Origin of the sequence: Roseburia sp. AM16-25 (assembly GCF_003473825.1) — a bacterium.
GTDB classification, from domain to species: Bacteria; Bacillota; Clostridia; order Lachnospirales; family Lachnospiraceae; genus Pararoseburia; species Pararoseburia lenta.
Window position 1 is genome coordinate 322,742 of the sequence record NZ_QUCW01000002.1, and the last position, 16,424, is coordinate 339,165.

The following is a 16,424-nucleotide window of genomic DNA, read 5'->3' on the forward strand; positions in this document are numbered from 1 at the left end:
CGAAAGGAAGGCACAGTTATGCTGAGTATAGATCCATGGAACATCCTGTGGACGGTAGTCAATCTGTTAGTCCTTTATGCTATCTTTAAAAAGTTTTTATATCAGCCGGTCATGAATGTGATCAATGCCAGAGATGAAATGGTCAAGAGCCAGTTCGCAGATGCGAAAAAAGAGCAGGAAGATGCCAAGGCATTGAAGGCTGAATATCAGGATAAGTTGGAGAGTGCAAAGACAGAAGCAGACCAGATTATTCTGGAGGCAAGAGACCGTGCACAAAAGGAGCACGAGAGAACTTTGGAAAAGACCAGAGTTGAGGCAGATGCCATGCTTGAAAAAGCAAAAAGTGATATTGCAAATGAGCAGGAAAAGGCAACGAAGGCAGCGGAAGCAGACATTGCGAAGTTAGCGCTCATTGCAGCAAGAAAAATTGTAAAGACAGGTGATGCTCATGACGCAGGCAGCAGTAAATAATGCAAAAGTTTTGTACCAGTTGTCTGTAGAGCGTGCGGTTGTAGAAAAAACGGATGCACTCATCTTTTTGACACCGGAACTATTAGAGGTTCTGGAAAATCCGACCATTGACGAAAAGAAAAAGCAGGAGATCATCGAACGTGTATGTGCGCTGGAAGAGATCCCGCAGATCATGGTCAATTTCCTGAAAATGATGAGCCATCTGGGAAACTGTGATATGATGCGTCAGATCTTTGATGCTTATTACCAGTATTGGGATGAGCAGAATCACATCATGCGGGTGCAGATTATTTTTGCAGACCAGCCGGATGAGGCGACACGCTATGAGGCAGAACAACTGTTACAAGAGAAGTATCCAGATTATAAAATAGAAATGACGGAGAGTGTCGATGAGTCGCTTTTGGGCGGTTATCTGATCCGCGGCTTCCATGAGGAATTTGACAGAAGTTACGAGGGCAGACTCCGTCAACTAGAAAGAAAATTAACCGGGAGGTGACCCCTGTGGGTGCAATAAGTGCAACAGATATTATCTCCATTATTCAGGAAGAGATCGAAAATGCCAACTGGGATGACGAGAGCAAGGAAACAGGTCAAGTCATCTGGGTAGGCGACGGGATCGCAACGATCTACGGCATTGATCATGCAATGTATGGCGAGATCGTAATCTTTGATAATGGAGTCAAAGGAATGGTTCAGGATATCCGTGCAAATGAGATCGGCGTTATCTTATTTGGCAGAGATACCGGAATCAAAGAAGGAACAAAGGTTGTTAGAACCAAGAAAAAAGCAGGTATTCCTGTAGGCGATGCCTTTATCGGAAGAATCGTCAATGCTTTGGGTGAGCCGATCGACGGAAACGGCGAGATCAAGGCAGATGGCTATCGTCCGATGGAGGAAGATGCACCGGGAATCGTAGACAGAAAGTCCGTTGATACACCAATGGAAACAGGTATTCTTTCCATTGATTCCATGTTCCCGATCGGTCGTGGACAGCGTGAACTTATCATCGGAGACCGTCAGACCGGTAAGACATCTATCGCAACCGATACGATCATCAACCAGAAGGGGAAAGATGTCATCTGTATTTATGTTGCTATCGGTCAGAAAGCATCTACCGTAGCAAAGATCGTATCTACATTGACAAAACATGGTGCTATGGATTATTCCATCGTACTTTCATCTACCGCAAGTGATCCGGCATCTTTGCAGTATGTAGCACCTTATGCCGGAACAGCATTAGCAGAATATTTCATGCATCAGGGCAAAGATGTTCTGATCGTATATGATGATCTTTCCAAGCATGCGGTGGCTTACCGTGCCTTGTCCTTACTTTTGGAGCGTTCTCCGGGACGTGAGGCATATCCGGGTGATGTATTCTACTTACATTCCAGACTTTTGGAGCGAAGCAGTCGTTTGTCAGAGGAACTTGGCGGAGGTTCTATCACAGCACTTCCGATCATCGAGACACAGGCAGGCGATGTATCTGCATACATTCCTACCAACGTTATTTCCATCACTGATGGACAGATCTTTTTGGAGAGTAACCTTTTCAACTCCGGTATGAGACCGGCTGTCAATGTAGGTCTTTCCGTATCCCGTGTTGGTGGTGCTGCACAGACCAAGGCTATGAAGAAGGCATCCGGAAGTATCCGTATCGATCTGGCACAGTATCGTGAAATGGAAGTATTTACCCAGTTCGCATCTGATCTGGATGATGCGACCAAGGCACAACTTACCCATGGTAAGGCTTTGATGGAACTTTTGAAACAGCCACTTTGCCAGCCGCTTTCTTTGCATGAGCAGGTCATGACCTTATGTCTTGCTAACCACGGTTTCTTTGATACCGTAGAGACAAAGCAGGTAAAGCAGTATCAGAAGGATGTTCTTTCCTTTATGGACTTAAAGCATCCTGAGATTGGCGAGGAGATCGAGACAAGCAAAGCCATCAATGAGGAACTGGTAGAGAAGATGCTTGATGCAGCAAAAGAATTTGTAGGATAGTAGGTGTTGTTATGGCAAATACGAAGGAGATACAGGATCGTATCAAAAGTATCAATGATACATTAAAAATCACAAATGCCATGTATATGATATCTTCTTCCAAGTTGAAGAAGGCAAAGAAGATGCTGGCAGATACGGAACCCTATTTCTTTACGTTGCAGTCGGAAATGAGCCGAATCCTGCGACATCTTCCGGACATGGAGGATATCTACTTTAAGTCCAACGAAGATAAGCCGATGGAAGAAAGAAAGGTCGGTTATATCGTTATCACGGCGGATAAGGGTTTGGCAGGTTCCTATAATCACAATGTCTTGAAACTGGCAGAGGAGCATTTGCTTTCGCATCCAAACCACGAACTTTTCGTACTGGGAGAACTGGGACGTCATTATTTTGAACAGCGTGGGATTGAAATTGAAAAGCAGTTCCATTATACCGTGCAAAATCCAACGCTGAACCGTGCGAGAAATATTGCCGAAGAGATCATCGAGATGTACCAGGAAGAAAAGTTGGATGAGGTCTATATCATATACACGACCATGGTCAATGCAGTGCAGGAAGAAACCCAGATCCTGCAGCTTTTACCGCTGAAAAAGACGGACTTTAATATGAAGTTGCCGATCGATATCCCGCATGAGGAACTGGCACTTCGTCCTTCTGCTGAGGCAGTGATGGATCGTATTGTTCCTGACTATGTCGTTGGCTTCGTATATGGTGCGCTGGTAGAGTCCTATTCCTGCGAGCAGAATGCCCGTATGATGGCGATGGAAGCAGCATCTAAGAGTGCAAAGGATATGCTGCATGAATTGGATATCCTTTACAACAGAGCAAGACAGGCTGCAATTACACAAGAAATTACAGAAGTGATCGCTGGTGCAAAGTCACAGAAGCGAAAACGTAAAAAATAAGGGAAAAGCTAAGATTAAGGAGGCTTTTTGATGAAGACAGGAAAAATCGTTCAGGTGATGGGACCTGTTGTCGATGTAGAATTTCAGGATGAAGATCTGCCGGCAATCAGAGACGCACTTGAAGTACAAAATGGTGACAAGAAGTGTGTGATGGAAGTCGCACAGCATATTGGCAATAAAACTGTCCGCTGTATTATGCTAGCATCCAGCGAGGGACTTTCCCGTGATATGGAGGTTATTGCTACAGGCAGTGGCATTAAGACACCGGTTGGCGAGCAGACCTTGGGACGTTTGTTCAATGTCTTGGGCGAGACGATCGACGGTGGCGAGCAGTTAGATGGTGGCGAAAAATGGGAGATCCACAGAGAGCCGCCAACATTTGAAGAACAGAACCCGGCAGAGGAGATCTTAGAGACCGGTATCAAGGTCATTGACCTGCTTGCTCCTTATGCAAAGGGTGGTAAGATCGGTCTGTTCGGTGGCGCCGGTGTAGGTAAGACGGTACTGATCCAGGAGTTGATCAGCAATATCGCAACCGAGCATGGCGGATATTCTATCTTTACCGGTGTTGGAGAGCGTTCCCGTGAAGGTAACGATCTTTGGACAGAAATGAAGGAATCTGGTGTTCTGGAAAAGACAGCCCTAGTGTTCGGACAGATGAACGAACCACCTGGAGCACGTATGAGAGTTGCAGAGACAGGACTTACCATGGCAGAGTATTTCCGTGATGAAAAGCATCAGAATGTGCTTTTGTTCATTGATAATATCTTCCGTTTCACACAGGCTGGATCTGAGGTATCCGCCCTCTTAGGACGTATGCCGTCAGCCGTAGGTTATCAGCCGACATTGGCTACAGAAATGGGTGAATTACAGGAAAGAATCGCATCTACCAAGAATGGTTCCGTTACATCCGTGCAGGCGGTCTATGTACCGGCAGATGACTTGACAGACCCGGCACCTGCAACTACATTCGCACACTTGGATGCAACGACCGTACTTTCCAGAAAGATCGTAGAGCAAGGTATTTATCCTGCCGTAGATCCATTGGAATCTACCTCTCGTATTCTGGAGCCGGATATTGTCGGTGAGGAGCATTATGAGGTAGCAAGAAAGGTACAGGAGATCTTACAGAAGTACAAGGAATTGCAGGATATCATTGCGATCCTTGGTATGGAAGAACTGGCAGACGAGGATAAACTTACGGTATTCCGTGCCAGAAAGATCCAGAAGTTCTTATCTCAGCCATTCCATGTAGCAGAGAACTTTACCGGTGTCAAGGGTGTTTATGTGCCTTTGAAAGAGACCGTTCGTGGCTTTAAGGCGATCATTGATGGCGAGATGGATGAGTATCCGGAGAATGCATTCTTCAATGTCGGTACGATCGAGGATGTCATTGAAAAAGCAAAGACAATGCAGTAGTTTTTCTGCTGGCAGAAAGGTGAAATGTTATGGCTGCAAGTAATACATTTTATTTAAAGATCATATCTGCAAACCGTGTTTTTTATTCGGGCAGATGCCGCTCTTTGATCGTGCCGGAATATGATGGACAAAAGGAAATCTTAGCCCATCATGAGGACATGGTCATCGCGATCGATGATGGCGAGATGCGTTTTCAGCCGGAGGGCAGTGAGAACTGGGAATATGCAGTTGTCGGCATGGGCTTTGTTGAGATCGTCAACAACCGTGTGACCCTTTTGGTGGAGACAGCAGAAAGACCGGAGGAGATCGACGTGGCAAGAGCCAGAGAAGCCAAGGAAAGAGCTGAGGAGCAGCTTCGTCAGAAGCAGAGCATCCATGAGTATTATCACTCACGCGCATCTTTGGCAAGAGCCATGGCTCGTCTGAAAGCGACCGCCGGCAAATAGCATAGCAGATGATTTGAGGGACGTTCCTTTTGACACAAGGAGCGTCCCTTTTGGTTTGCCCATTTCTTAAGAAAATTTAAGAAATAATAAAGGATTTCTATATTTCGTTTGTACTTCTAAAACGTTATAATGAAAAACAAGAATAGGAAATGCGGGGCATTTTCAAAATTAGATTCATACATAAGGAGTGGGCTATGTTAGAGAAGATCAAAAAGCATAAGAAACTAACGATTGCGATTGTAGTGATCGTGATTATTGCCATCGTGATCGGGATTCTTGTGCACCGTATGAGACAGAGTGCCAGTGAGATCACGCAGGTGGACAGTGGCATACAGGCATTTACCCTGCAAAAGCAGGACATGTCAAGTTCCGTAAGTACCAGTGGAACGGTGGAGAGTAGCAACGTGACAGAGGTTACGACAGAGGTTTCCAGTGCCATCAAGGAACTCAACGTATCTCTGGGAGATCATGTGGAAAAGGGACAGGTGCTCTGCACCTTTGATGATGAGCAGATCCGCCAGCAGATTGCAGACTTGGAAAAGCAGAATTCCGCTGCAAAAAAAGCCAGTGACAGCACGAAGCAAAAAGCACAGCGTGCCGTAGAGACCGCGCAGGCACAGGCAAATGCAAAGGCAGCAGCGGTCGCAGTAGCACAAAATGATTATCAGACCATCCAGAATCTTTTGGGATCATCAGACCAGTCAGCCGAGGAAAAGGCAAGTGCCTTAGCACAGGCACAGGCAAACTTACAAAGCGCCCAGAGTGAATATGATGCCGCACAGTCAGCCGTGGCATCTGCACAGGAGGCTTTGGAGGACGCGGCTGGCACAACAGCAGACACCGGATCTTCCGATCTGACCAAGTTATATCAGCAGTTGAACAATCTGACCGTAGTGGCAGAACAGTCAGGTGTCATCACCCAGTTAAATGTATCCAAGGGAAGTATTCCGACCAACGGATCTTTGATGCGGATTGAGGATGACAGTTCTTTGATGGTCAATGTCAATATCAAGGAAAAAGACATTTTGAAACTGGCACAGGGTCAGAAGGCATCTATCACTTCGGATGCGATCGGCAGCGATCAGGTCTTTAGCGGTACAGTAGATAAGGTCGTCAATTTTGCCTCCAAGAATGCAGGAAGCGATGGATCTTCATCATCTTCCGGCGGCTACAGTGCGACGATCACGCTGGAGCCTGGAACACCACTTTTACTTGGAATGTCAGTCAATGTGGAGATCATGCTGAATGAAGAAGGAGAGCAGTTGGCGGTTCCTTATGATTCTATCGCAACAGACGATGACGGGAATTCTTATGTATTCGTTGGTAAAGAAGGAAAAGACGGAAAATATAAGATCAAGAAAGTGATTGTGACAACCGGTATCTCTAATGATTATTATACGGCTGTTTCTTCCGATGACCTAAAGGAAGGAGACAGCATTATCAATTATCCATATGATGTATCGGAAGGAGAATCTTATGATCTGTATTTCCCGGAGAAACAGACAGATCTTGGAATTTCCGATGATGGCGCAGTGACGACGTTCTCTACATCAAATTAGAAAGGGGCTGGCGTATTTATGGAAAGAACAAACGTCATTGATATGCAAGGCATCGTGAAACGTTATTATGAGGGGGAGCCCAATGAGTTGGAGATTCTGCATGGGATCGATCTGAAAGTCTTTCAGGGCGAATTTGTATCGATCGTCGGGGAATCCGGTTCCGGTAAATCCACCCTGATGAACATGATCGGTGCTTTGGATCGACCGACGGAAGGACAGTATTTTCTGGGCGGACGGGATATCAGCAAGTTACAGGATGAAGAACTGAGCGATATCCGCAATCAGGAGATCGGCTTTGTCTTTCAGAACTTTTGCCTGATTCCCCGCATGAGCGCGGTGCGCAATGTAGAGATTCCGCTCATGTATGCCAACATGCCGCCAAAGCAGCGCAGAGAGCGTGCGATGGAACTTTTGGCACTGGTTGGTATGGAAGAAAGAGCGGATCACAAACCCAATGAATTGTCCGGTGGACAGAACCAGCGTGTGGCAATCGCACGTGCTATGGCAAATGATCCCCATATACTTTTAGCAGATGAACCGACGGGAGCGCTGGATTCCAAGACCGGACATCTGGTCATGGATATTTTCCATCGTCTGCATGAGGAACAGGATAAGACGATCGTGCTCATCACCCACAGTCAGGAACTGGCACATGAAACAGAGCGGATGATTACGATTTCAGATGGCCGCATTATCGCAGATAAGGAACTGGGAGGTGAGATGGAATGAATATAACAGAAAGTATACGTCTTTCCTTTGAAAGTTTGAAATCCAACAAACTGCGTTCCTTTTTGACTATGCTGGGTATCATTATTGGCATCAGTGCCGTGATTACGATTACAACGATCGGAAACTCTTTGCAAAAAACGATTGCGTCAACGATGCGCGAACTTGGTGGTACGAATCTGATCTATGCATATGTCAGTGCGATCACGCCGGAATTTGAAACGGATGCAGAGTGGGAAGCCTGGCAATATCCGGAAATGACGAAAGATGAGCAGTTGACATATGAAAGATTGTCAGAGTTTCAGACGGACTTTGCTGATAGGGTAGAGGCTGTGGTTGTGGAGGAAATGCTGATTTCTGCTGCCAGCAGTACAGGGGATAAGAGCAGTGCGAAAGTATCCGTCAACGGAGTGACACCGGGCTATCTTTCATCCTCCAAGTTGACTTTGATTGCCGGACGTGATATCAGTGACGCGGATAATAAACAGGCAAAAGCAACTGCTCTTGTATCAGATCTCTATGTCAAGTATGCCTGGGGCGGACAGAATCCCATCGGCAGACAGATCTTGGTGCAGTCCGATGAGGATGGTACGGTACAGAAGTTCTACGTTGTTGGCGTTTATCATTATGATGCCAGAAAGCAGGGCAGTGGAATCGATACCAAGACACCGGAAAAGGATACGGTCACGCCTATTTTAGTCCCTTATACCTATGCAGCCCAGACAAATCAGGCGAATGGTATGGAGAATGATCTGCAATCTTTTAATATCATGGCAAAAGATGGTGTAGATGCAACAGCCTTGTCACAGGATATCGCAACTTATTTCGACCAGAAGTATTTCAGCGCCAATGGTACCTTTGAACTGCAATGCTACGACATGGCATCGGAACTGGGACAGATCGATCAGGTCTTAAATGTACTGACGATCGCCATTTCTGTTATCGCTGCCATATCCCTTATCGTTGGCGGTGTCGGTGTTATGAATATCATGCTGGTCAGCGTGGTGGAAAGAACCAGAGAGATCGGTATCCGAAAGGCGCTGGGCGCCAAGAATAAGAGCATCCGCAGACAGTTTATGACGGAAGCGGTCGTGATCTGCCTTATGGGCGGTGTCATTGGTATCGTGATCGGTATTTTAAACGGATTTCTTTTGTCGCAGGTGGCAGGTATGCTGGTATCTTCTTACGAGCAGGAATTGGGCAGCATGCTGCATGTGACGGTCAGTCCATCGATCACAGCCATTATCATATCGGTTGTATTCTCTATGCTGATCGGTGTAGTCTTTGGCTATTATCCGGCAAAGAGGGCAGCAAACATGTCGCCGATCGATGCACTCAGATACGAATAAATTTCACAGTGGGGACACTCCTTATGGCAAAAGGAACGTCCCTCATATAAAAAAGGATGTAAGCATTTCGCTTACATCCTTTTTGCTGTATTTGATCGGTTAAAGAAATTATAACTGAGGACCTGCAGAAACAAGTGCCTTACCAGCATCGTTACCTTCGTATTTAGCAAAGTTCTTGTTAAATCTTGTAGCAAGGTCTTTTGCCTTTTCTTCCCATTCAGAAGCATCAGCGTATGTGTCTCTAGGATCTAAGATCGCTGGATCAACACCCGGAAGTTCTGTAGGTACTTCAAAGTTGAAGTAAGGAATTGTCTTTGTAGGAGCATCCTTGATGTCACCGTTTAAGATAGCATCGATGATACCACGAGTATCCTTGATAGAGATTCTCTTGCCTGTGCCGTTCCATCCTGTATTTACAAGATAAGCCTTAGCGCCGCTCTTTTCCATCTTCTTAACAAGTTCTTCTGCATACTTGGTTGGGTGTAACTCCAAGAAAGCCTGTCCGAAGCAAGCTGAGAATGTAGGAGTAGGCTCTGTGATACCACGCTCTGTACCGGCAAGTTTTGCAGTAAATCCTGATAAGAAGTAGTACTGTGTCTGCTCCGGAGTCAGGATAGATACTGGAGGAAGTACGCCAAATGCATCTGCTGACAGGAAGATAACATTCTTTGCTGCAGGAGCAGAAGAGATAGGACGTACAATGTTCTCAATGTGGTTGATCGGATAAGAAACACGAGTGTTCTCTGTAACGCTCTTGTCTGCGAAATCGATCTTTCCATCCGCATCCAGTGTTACGTTCTCAAGAAGAGCGTTACGCTTGATCGCATTGTAGATGTCCGGCTCAGATTCCTTGTCGAGGTTGATAACTTTTGCATAGCATCCGCCTTCAAAGTTGAATACACCGTTGTCATCCCAACCGTGCTCATCATCACCGATCAAAAGACGCTTAGGATCGGTAGAAAGTGTTGTCTTACCTGTTCCGGAAAGACCGAAGAAGATAGCAGTGTTTTCACCATTTAAGTCGGTGTTTGCTGAGCAATGCATAGAAGCCATGCCCTTAAGTGGAAGATAGTAGTTCATCATAGAGAACATACCCTTCTTCATTTCTCCGCCGTACCATGTGTTGATGATAACCTGCTCACGGCTTGTGATGTTGAAGGCTACACATGTCTCAGAGTTGAGTCCTAATTCTTCGTAGTTTGTAACCTTAGCCTTAGAAGCGTTGTAAACAACGAAATCAGGCTCGAAGTTTTCTAATTCTTCAGCGGTTGGCTTGATGAACATATTTGTAACAAAGTGAGCCTGCCAAGCAACCTCAACGATGAAACGGATAGCCATACGGGTGTCCTTGTTGGCACCGCAGAATGCATCTACAACAAATAATCTCTTGTTGCAAAGTTCCTTCTTAGCGATATCTTTAACAGCTTCCCATGTCTTTTCATCCATTGGATGGTTGTCGTTCTTGTACTCATCGCTTGTCCACCATACAGTGTCCTTAGAGTTCTCATCAACAACGATATATTTGTCTTTAGGAGAACGTCCGGTGTAAACACCTGTCATTACGTTTACAGCGCCAAGTTCGCTGACCTGACCCTTTTCGTAACCTTCCAATTCCGGCTTGGTCTCTTCTTTGAATAATTCTTCATAAGAAGGGTTGTGAACGATTTCTGTGGTTCCGGAAATACCATACTTGCTTAAATTGATTTCTGCCATTTCTTTTAACCTCTTTTCTGTATGATTTGAAAATAGTAGATGTACTTTGTTAAAAAATAGACATTTCAAAGTACCCTCATCATATTATACAATAATCCCTCACAAAATCAAGAAAAATGCACGTAAAAAACAATCCATTTTTACGTGCAGATGCTTAAAGAGAATGGAAACCCTTTCCAAATACTTCACTGGTGCTGGAAACAGACATAAATGCCTGCAGATCCTGATCGTGGATGAAATTTCGCAGTTCCACAGCCTGGGTGCGGGAGAGGGAAGTAAAGATGATATATTTTTTTCCATTGGTATAAGCACCGACGCCTTCTGTGATGGTGGCACTGCGGTTGAGTTTAGCGGTGATGAAACTACAGATCGGCTCCTTGTCATCACAGACGATGGTAATGGATTTGCGCAGGTTGATCGTGGTGATGATGTCATCGATCATGAAGGACTTGACGGCAAGACCGACAAAAGAGTAAAGGGCGGTCTTTAGATCAAAGACAAAGCAGGCAACCAGGATCATGATGAGGTCTGTGGCAAAAAGGGCGATACCGATGTCTTTCATATTGGTATACTTTTTCAAAAGCATGGCGATCACATCCGTTCCACCGCTGGAAGCGCCGATATTAAAGAGAAGGGCAGATGCGATGGCGGGAAGGGCAATGGCAAAGATCAGATCCAGCATAGGCTCATTGGATAAGGGCTTTGTCAGAGGCATCCATTTTTCAAAAAAGACCAATAAGACGGATAAGAGCATACTGGCATAGGTCGTCTTTAGGGCAAAGGATTTTCCCAAAAAGATAAAGCCGATGACTAACAGGATGGTATTGGCGATAAAGGTAAAATTGGATGCGCTGATGGGCGTGACTTTGGCGACCACGGTAGCAAAACCTGTGATACCGCCAAAACAGAAATTGTCCGGGAATTTAAAAAAGTAAACGCCGACCGCCATGATAAAGGTACTCAGGGTGATCATGATAAGGCTTTGTATTTTGTATTTCATGGTAAATCAAGAACTCCTTTTCTATATGTAACGCTTATATTTTATACACTTTTTCATTTTTTTTCCATAGTAGATGTGATAAACTATAGAAAAAATTGCAGGATACGGGAGGTTTGGATGGAAGAGAGAAAAAACAAAAAGAAAAAGAAGAAAATGTCCTACAAAAAGCGGATCGCGATCATTGTGATCGCCCTCTTAGCAGCGATCACTCTTTTGATCGCCTATCTCTTTCTTGGCAACAGCGGAAAGGATGAAAAAACGGATGCCATGTTAGACGGCTATACGACCATTGCCTTTTTCGGCGTGGACAACCGTTCCAACGGCAATTTTGACAGCGGCAACAGCGATACGATCATGCTTTGCAACATCAATAATTATACCAAGCAGGTGGAACTGGTCTCAGTATATCGCGATACCTTGATGGATGTTGATGGCGAGGAGACCTTCCGCAAATGTAATTATGCTTTCAATCATGGCGGCATTGACAGTGCTCTTGCCATGTTAAACCGCAATCTGGATCTGAACATCACGGATTATGTAGCAGTCGATTTTATGGCGCTGGTAGCCGCGGTCGATGCGGTGGATGGCATTGATATCGAACTGACCGATGCAGAAGCGGAAGCCATGAACGGTGGCTATATCGGAGAAGTCGGAGCCATCGTGGGAAAGGACGCCAATCCGGTCTCTGCCGGAAGCCAGCATTTAGATGGTGTGCAGGCGACAGCATATTGCAGGATCCGTTCTACCGCAGGCGATGACTTTAGGCGGACGGAGCGGCAGCGTACTGTTTTGACCCAGATCATTGCCAAGGCAAAGAGCGCCAGTCCGACACAACTGGCATCTTTGATCACGGGTGTCTTCCCGGATGTCGATACCAGCATAGACATGGATCAACTCCTTTATCTTGCTAAGAATATGATGGATTACGATCTGGGCGAGACCAAGGGATTCCCATTTTCCAAGACTACAGACCGCTTTGGCGACAGCATAGGGGATGCAGTTGTTCCTTGCAGTTTAGAGTCCAATGTCGTGCTACTGCATCAGGAACTTTACGAAGACAGCGAGTATCAGGCACCGGACAGCCTCAAGAAGATCTCTGATGGTCTGATCGACTTTACCGGCTATGGGGCAGGCGACGGAGACGGATCGCGACTTTGGGATTGAAATACAGGGTAGAATGTGATAGAATAAATCGAATTTCATAGAGAAATAATTGGTGCCCTTCCAAGGATCTTTATGCTTGAGAAAGGGTTAAAAGGGAAACAGGTGTGATTCCTGTACGATCTCGTCACTGTGATTAGGGAGTGCGGCTTTTGTTTTATGCCACTGATGCCTTGCATTGGGAAGGTAAAAGCCGTGTGATGATCTTTCAGCCAGGAAACCTGCCAGTTGTTTGGTACAGGAGTCATTCCGGATCACGAGTAATTGGTCGTACTGTTTTATGTAACGCAAGCAAGTTGCATATCTTTTTGTGTGCGGATTTATTTGTTTACATAATATTTGATGATTACTCTGTTCTTAATTATTAATAGGACAGAGTTTTTCTTTTAGTGTCGCTTTTTCAGATCTGTATGCCCTGCGTCCTACCTATGGAAAAGCGATAAAAATTAGGAGGAAGACAATGAAGAAAAAAGTAGTATCACTCGTGATGGTATGTATGCTGGCCTTTGGTATGATGACTGGCTGTGGTAACAAAGATACCGCAAAGACAGACAATACCACAAGCGATCAGGAAGCAGCAGATAAGGTTGCAGATCTGATCGATGCCATTTATGTGCAGGAGAGAACAGACAAGACAGACGAGCAGTGCGAGGCTGCCAAGAAGGCATGGGATGCTTTGACAGATGCACAGAAAGAACTTGTCAGTGGTGAGAATGCAGATCCGGATTATTTTGGAAGAGATACCGGGGATGCATCTAAGGATGATCCTTTGAACCAGGATGACATCGGCGCGAATGAAATCCTCGTTGTAAGTTTTGGTACATCCTTTAACGATAGCCGTGTCGCAGACATCGGTGGTGTAGAAAAGGCGATCGCAGAGGCAAATCCGGGCTGGTCAGTAAGACGTGCCTTTACAGCACAGATCATCATCAACCATGTGCAGGCAAGAGATGGCGAAAAGATCGACAATATGGATCAGGCATTAGAGCGTGCTGTAGACAATGGCGTTAAGAACTTAGTTGTTCAGCCGACACACCTTATGCATGGTGCAGAGTATGATGAGTTAGTAGAAGCAGTAAATGAATACAAGGATAAGTTTGATTCCGTAACGGTTGCAGAGCCACTTCTTGGTGAGGTTGGAGAGGATACAGCAACTGTCAATGCTGACAAGAAGGCAGTTGCAGAAGCAATCACAGCAGAGGCTGTAAAGACGGCTGAGTATGATTCTTTAGAGGCTGCAAAGGAAGACGGCGTTGCATTTGTATTTATGGGACATGGTACTTCTCATACAGCAAAGATCTCTTATTCCCAGATGGCTTCTCAGATGGCAGACCTTGGTTATGATAATGTATTTATCGGAACCGTAGAGGGCGAGCCGGAAGAGACCGCTTGTGAAAGCGTGATCGAGGCTGTAAAGGAAGCAGGTTACAAGAAAGTTATCCTTCGCCCACTGATGGTGGTAGCCGGAGATCATGCAAATAACGATATGGCAGGGGATGATGATGATTCTTGGAAGAGCCAGTTTGAGGCTTCTAAGGCGTTTGATTCTGTAGAATGTCAGATTTCAGGACTTGGCGAAATCGAAGCAATTCAAAAGCTTTATGTACACCATACAAAGGATGCTATTGCATCTACTGGCCTTATTGTAGACCTTGCAGCAAACGCAGAAGGTACAACAAAACTTGCAGATGGTACTTATCAGGCAAAGTTTACAACAGACAGCAGTATGTTTCATGTCAATGAGGCAAACAATGATCTGGGCGAGTTGACTGTAAAAGACGGTAAGATGACCATTCATATTTCTCTTACCTCAAAGAAAATTGTAAACCTTTATGAAGGACTTGCAGCGGATGCCGAAAAAGACAGCAAGAACGTATTGCAGCCAACAAGTGATACCGTTACTTATAGCGACGGATCTACCGAAGAAGTTAATGGATTTGATGTTCCGGTACCATATCTGGACAAGGAATTTGATCTGGCACTTCTTGGAACCAAGGGTACCTGGTACGATCACAAAGTCAGCGTTGCAAGTCCACAGTAGACATTACTTGATATAAGGAAGTAAGACATCATGGAAGTACAGAGAAAACAAGGACATATAAAACAAGGACTGGCAGTCTCTCTCTTATCTGTCTTTTTACTGCTTTCCTTATGGGGATGTGGCACAAAAAAAGACGATAGCCTGGCGGATGGCACTTACAATGTGGAAGTGACATTAGAAGGCGGCACTGGACGGGCAACGGTCGTTTCCCCGACACAGATCACGGTCAAGAACGGTAAGATCACCGCAACGATCATCTGGAGCAGCAGTCATTATGACTATATGCTGGTCGGTGGAGAAAAGTATTTAAACGAGGCGGCAGACGGAGAGGGTTCGACCTTTACGATACCGGTAGACGATCTGGATCAGCCATTATCTGTTGTGGGTGATACGACGGCTATGAGCCAGCCACACGAGATTGAATATACCTTGAATTTTTCGTTAATAGACATTGAAGAATAGGAACCGTTGCAAGATGAGATTGAGATATAAAAGATGGATCAGTTTGCTGCTTGCTGTGGTTATGATGCTGACTCTGGGCGCATGTGGCGTGCAGAGTCAGTCTGATACTACGGACAAGATAGCCTTTGATAGTTTAGAGAAAACAGGTCAGATGACGCTGGCGTATGCGACCCAGTATCAGGTGGAATATTATGGAGATTATTCCCTGATCACCATAGGAGAGGACCAGCGCTTTCTGTTGGTGCCGGAGGGCAAAGACCTACCAAAGAATCTGCCGGAAGATGTCGTGGCTTTGCAGCAGCCACTGGATAAGACCTATCTGGTGTCGACCTCGGTCATGGACCTGATCCGTCAGTTAGACTGCATATCTTATATCCGCTTGTCCGGCTCCAAGGCAAAGGACTGGTATATCACAGAGGCAAAAGAGGCGATCGAGGCAGGCAATATGATCTATGCCGGCAAGTACAGTGCCCCGGATTATGAGTGCATCTTAAATGAAGGCTGCAATCTTGCCATCGAAAATACCATGATCTATCACACACCGGAAGTAAAAGAAAAACTGGAAGAACTGGGCATTCCGGTGCTGGTCGAGCGGTCGTCCTATGAAACGCATCCTTTGGGAAGGTTGGAGTGGATCAAACTCTATGGTCTTTTGTTTGATGCTCTGGATGAGGCAAACGCTTATTTTGACAGCCAGGTGGAACAGATCACGCCACTGCTTGATCAGGCAAATACCGGTAAGACAGTCGCCTTTTTCTCGGTCAATTCCAGTGGAGCCATCAATGTCAGAAAGCCCGGAGATTACATTACCCAGATGATCACCATGGCGGGCGGCAATTATGCTTTGGCAGATGTGGTTCCCGAGGAAGAAAATGCACTTTCGACCATGAATATGCAGATGGAAGATTTTTATAATGCCGCACAGAGTGCAGATATTCTGATCTACAACAGTGCGATCGAAGGAGAGATCACAAGCATAGACGAACTTTTGGCAAAAAACAGCCTGTTTGCGCAGTTTGACGCCGTAAAAAAAGGCAATGTCTATTGCACCGGCAAGAACTTTTTCCAAGAGTCGACCGGTATGGCAGAGTTTGTGGAGGACATGCATAATGTCCTTGGGGATGCGGATGCAGACCTGACCTATTTAAAGAAATTGAACTGAGGAAAAGAC

Annotated in this window: 14 protein-coding genes, 1 pseudogene and 1 riboswitch; of the genes and pseudogenes, 13 read left to right on the top strand and 2 right to left on the bottom strand. The window is 45.6% G+C overall.

What is annotated here, in order from left to right:
• The first annotated feature begins 18 nt into the window (after positions 1 to 18).
• The 9 genes from atpF to DW183_RS05520 all read left to right on the top strand — a co-directional run bounded on the left by atpF (position 19) and on the right by DW183_RS05520 (position 8,876).
• The gene (gene atpF / locus DW183_RS05480; protein WP_118280979.1) at positions 19 to 471 is read left to right on the top strand and encodes a F0F1 ATP synthase subunit B; all 453 of its coding nucleotides are present in this window, start codon (positions 19 to 21) and stop codon (positions 469 to 471) included.
• Positions 449 to 967, top strand: a complete 519-nt coding sequence (gene atpH / locus DW183_RS05485; protein WP_118280980.1) for an ATP synthase F1 subunit delta — start codon at positions 449 to 451, stop codon at positions 965 to 967. The genes atpF and atpH overlap by 23 nt, the downstream gene beginning before the upstream one ends.
• Positions 968 to 972: 5 nt before the next feature.
• Positions 973 to 2,472 carry a F0F1 ATP synthase subunit alpha gene (gene atpA, locus DW183_RS05490; RefSeq protein WP_118280981.1) on the top strand — a complete coding sequence of 500 codons (1,500 nt, stop codon included), beginning with the start codon at positions 973 to 975 and terminating at the stop codon, positions 2,470 to 2,472.
• Between the two features lie 11 nt (positions 2,473 to 2,483).
• Positions 2,484 to 3,377, top strand: coding sequence for an ATP synthase F1 subunit gamma (gene atpG / locus DW183_RS05495; protein ID WP_118280982.1), 894 nt, complete (start codon positions 2,484 to 2,486; stop codon positions 3,375 to 3,377).
• 30 nt (positions 3,378 to 3,407) lie between these two features.
• Positions 3,408 to 4,796 (top strand): F0F1 ATP synthase subunit beta, encoded by a 1,389-nt coding sequence (atpD, locus tag DW183_RS05500; RefSeq protein ID WP_118280983.1) that lies wholly within the window; start codon positions 3,408 to 3,410, stop codon positions 4,794 to 4,796.
• 29 nt (positions 4,797 to 4,825) lie between these two features.
• Positions 4,826 to 5,242: an ATP synthase F1 subunit epsilon gene (atpC, locus tag DW183_RS05505; RefSeq protein ID WP_118280984.1), complete on the top strand. Its 417-nt coding sequence runs from the start codon at positions 4,826 to 4,828 to the stop codon at positions 5,240 to 5,242.
• A gap of 194 nt (positions 5,243 to 5,436) precedes the next feature.
• Positions 5,437 to 6,801, top strand: a complete 1,365-nt coding sequence (locus DW183_RS05510; protein WP_158573026.1) for an efflux RND transporter periplasmic adaptor subunit — start codon at positions 5,437 to 5,439, stop codon at positions 6,799 to 6,801.
• A gap of 18 nt (positions 6,802 to 6,819) precedes the next feature.
• The gene (locus tag DW183_RS05515) at positions 6,820 to 7,530 is read left to right on the top strand and encodes an ABC transporter ATP-binding protein (RefSeq protein WP_279220138.1); all 711 of its coding nucleotides are present in this window, start codon (positions 6,820 to 6,822) and stop codon (positions 7,528 to 7,530) included.
• Positions 7,527 to 8,876 carry an ABC transporter permease gene (locus DW183_RS05520; RefSeq protein WP_118280986.1) on the top strand — a complete coding sequence of 450 codons (1,350 nt, stop codon included), beginning with the start codon at positions 7,527 to 7,529 and terminating at the stop codon, positions 8,874 to 8,876. Before DW183_RS05515 ends, DW183_RS05520 begins: the two co-directional genes overlap by 4 nt.
• Positions 8,877 to 8,984: 108 nt before the next feature.
• Here DW183_RS05520 and pckA read toward each other — a convergent pair whose 3' ends face one another.
• On the bottom strand, positions 8,985 to 10,589 hold the full coding sequence (pckA, locus tag DW183_RS05525; RefSeq protein ID WP_118280987.1) for a phosphoenolpyruvate carboxykinase (ATP): 1,605 nt from the start codon (positions 10,587 to 10,589) through the stop codon (positions 8,985 to 8,987).
• Between the two features lie 154 nt (positions 10,590 to 10,743).
• The gene (locus DW183_RS05530) at positions 10,744 to 11,589 is read right to left on the bottom strand and encodes a YitT family protein (protein WP_118280988.1); all 846 of its coding nucleotides are present in this window, start codon (positions 11,587 to 11,589) and stop codon (positions 10,744 to 10,746) included.
• Between the two features lie 117 nt (positions 11,590 to 11,706).
• On the opposite strand from DW183_RS05530, the gene DW183_RS05535 reads away from it, so the two are divergent.
• The 4 genes and pseudogenes from DW183_RS05535 (at position 11,707) to DW183_RS05550 (ending at position 16,415) form a co-directional block, all read left to right on the top strand.
• On the top strand, positions 11,707 to 12,753 hold the full coding sequence (locus DW183_RS05535; RefSeq protein ID WP_118280989.1) for an LCP family protein: 1,047 nt from the start codon (positions 11,707 to 11,709) through the stop codon (positions 12,751 to 12,753).
• Between the two features lie 33 nt (positions 12,754 to 12,786).
• Positions 12,787 to 12,993, top strand: a riboswitch (cobalamin riboswitch).
• A 217-nt stretch (positions 12,994 to 13,210) separates the two neighbouring features.
• A pseudogene (locus DW183_RS05540) lies at positions 13,211 to 14,377 on the top strand (sirohydrochlorin cobaltochelatase); the annotation flags it as partial.
• A 444-nt stretch (positions 14,378 to 14,821) separates the two neighbouring features.
• Complete coding sequence (locus tag DW183_RS05545; protein ID WP_118280991.1) at positions 14,822 to 15,253, top strand: hypothetical protein; 432 nt, start codon at positions 14,822 to 14,824, stop codon at positions 15,251 to 15,253.
• Positions 15,254 to 15,266: 13 nt separating this feature from the next.
• The gene (locus DW183_RS05550) at positions 15,267 to 16,415 is read left to right on the top strand and encodes an ABC transporter substrate-binding protein (protein WP_118280992.1); all 1,149 of its coding nucleotides are present in this window, start codon (positions 15,267 to 15,269) and stop codon (positions 16,413 to 16,415) included.
• Positions 16,416 to 16,424: the final 9 nt, after the last annotated feature.

Bases quoted from the DNA above. Each gene is read 5' to 3' on its own strand.
- atpF (WP_118280979.1), top strand. From the start codon at position 19: ATGCTGAGTATAGATCCATGGAACATCCTGTGGACGGTAGTCAATCTG.
- atpH (WP_118280980.1), top strand. From the start codon at position 449: ATGACGCAGGCAGCAGTAAATAATGCAAAAGTTTTGTACCAGTTGTCT.
- atpG (WP_118280982.1), top strand. From the start codon at position 2,484: ATGGCAAATACGAAGGAGATACAGGATCGTATCAAAAGTATCAATGAT.
- atpD (WP_118280983.1), top strand. From the start codon at position 3,408: ATGAAGACAGGAAAAATCGTTCAGGTGATGGGACCTGTTGTCGATGTA.
- atpC (WP_118280984.1), top strand. From the start codon at position 4,826: ATGGCTGCAAGTAATACATTTTATTTAAAGATCATATCTGCAAACCGT.
- DW183_RS05510 (WP_158573026.1), top strand. From the start codon at position 5,437: ATGTTAGAGAAGATCAAAAAGCATAAGAAACTAACGATTGCGATTGTA.
- DW183_RS05515 (WP_279220138.1), top strand. From the start codon at position 6,820: ATGGAAAGAACAAACGTCATTGATATGCAAGGCATCGTGAAACGTTAT.
- DW183_RS05520 (WP_118280986.1), top strand. From the start codon at position 7,527: ATGAATATAACAGAAAGTATACGTCTTTCCTTTGAAAGTTTGAAATCC.
- pckA (WP_118280987.1), bottom strand. From the start codon at position 10,589: ATGGCAGAAATCAATTTAAGCAAGTATGGTATTTCCGGAACCACAGAA.
- DW183_RS05530 (WP_118280988.1), bottom strand. From the start codon at position 11,589: ATGAAATACAAAATACAAAGCCTTATCATGATCACCCTGAGTACCTTT.
- DW183_RS05535 (WP_118280989.1), top strand. From the start codon at position 11,707: ATGGAAGAGAGAAAAAACAAAAAGAAAAAGAAGAAAATGTCCTACAAA.
- DW183_RS05545 (WP_118280991.1), top strand. From the start codon at position 14,822: ATGGAAGTACAGAGAAAACAAGGACATATAAAACAAGGACTGGCAGTC.
- DW183_RS05550 (WP_118280992.1), top strand. From the start codon at position 15,267: ATGAGATTGAGATATAAAAGATGGATCAGTTTGCTGCTTGCTGTGGTT.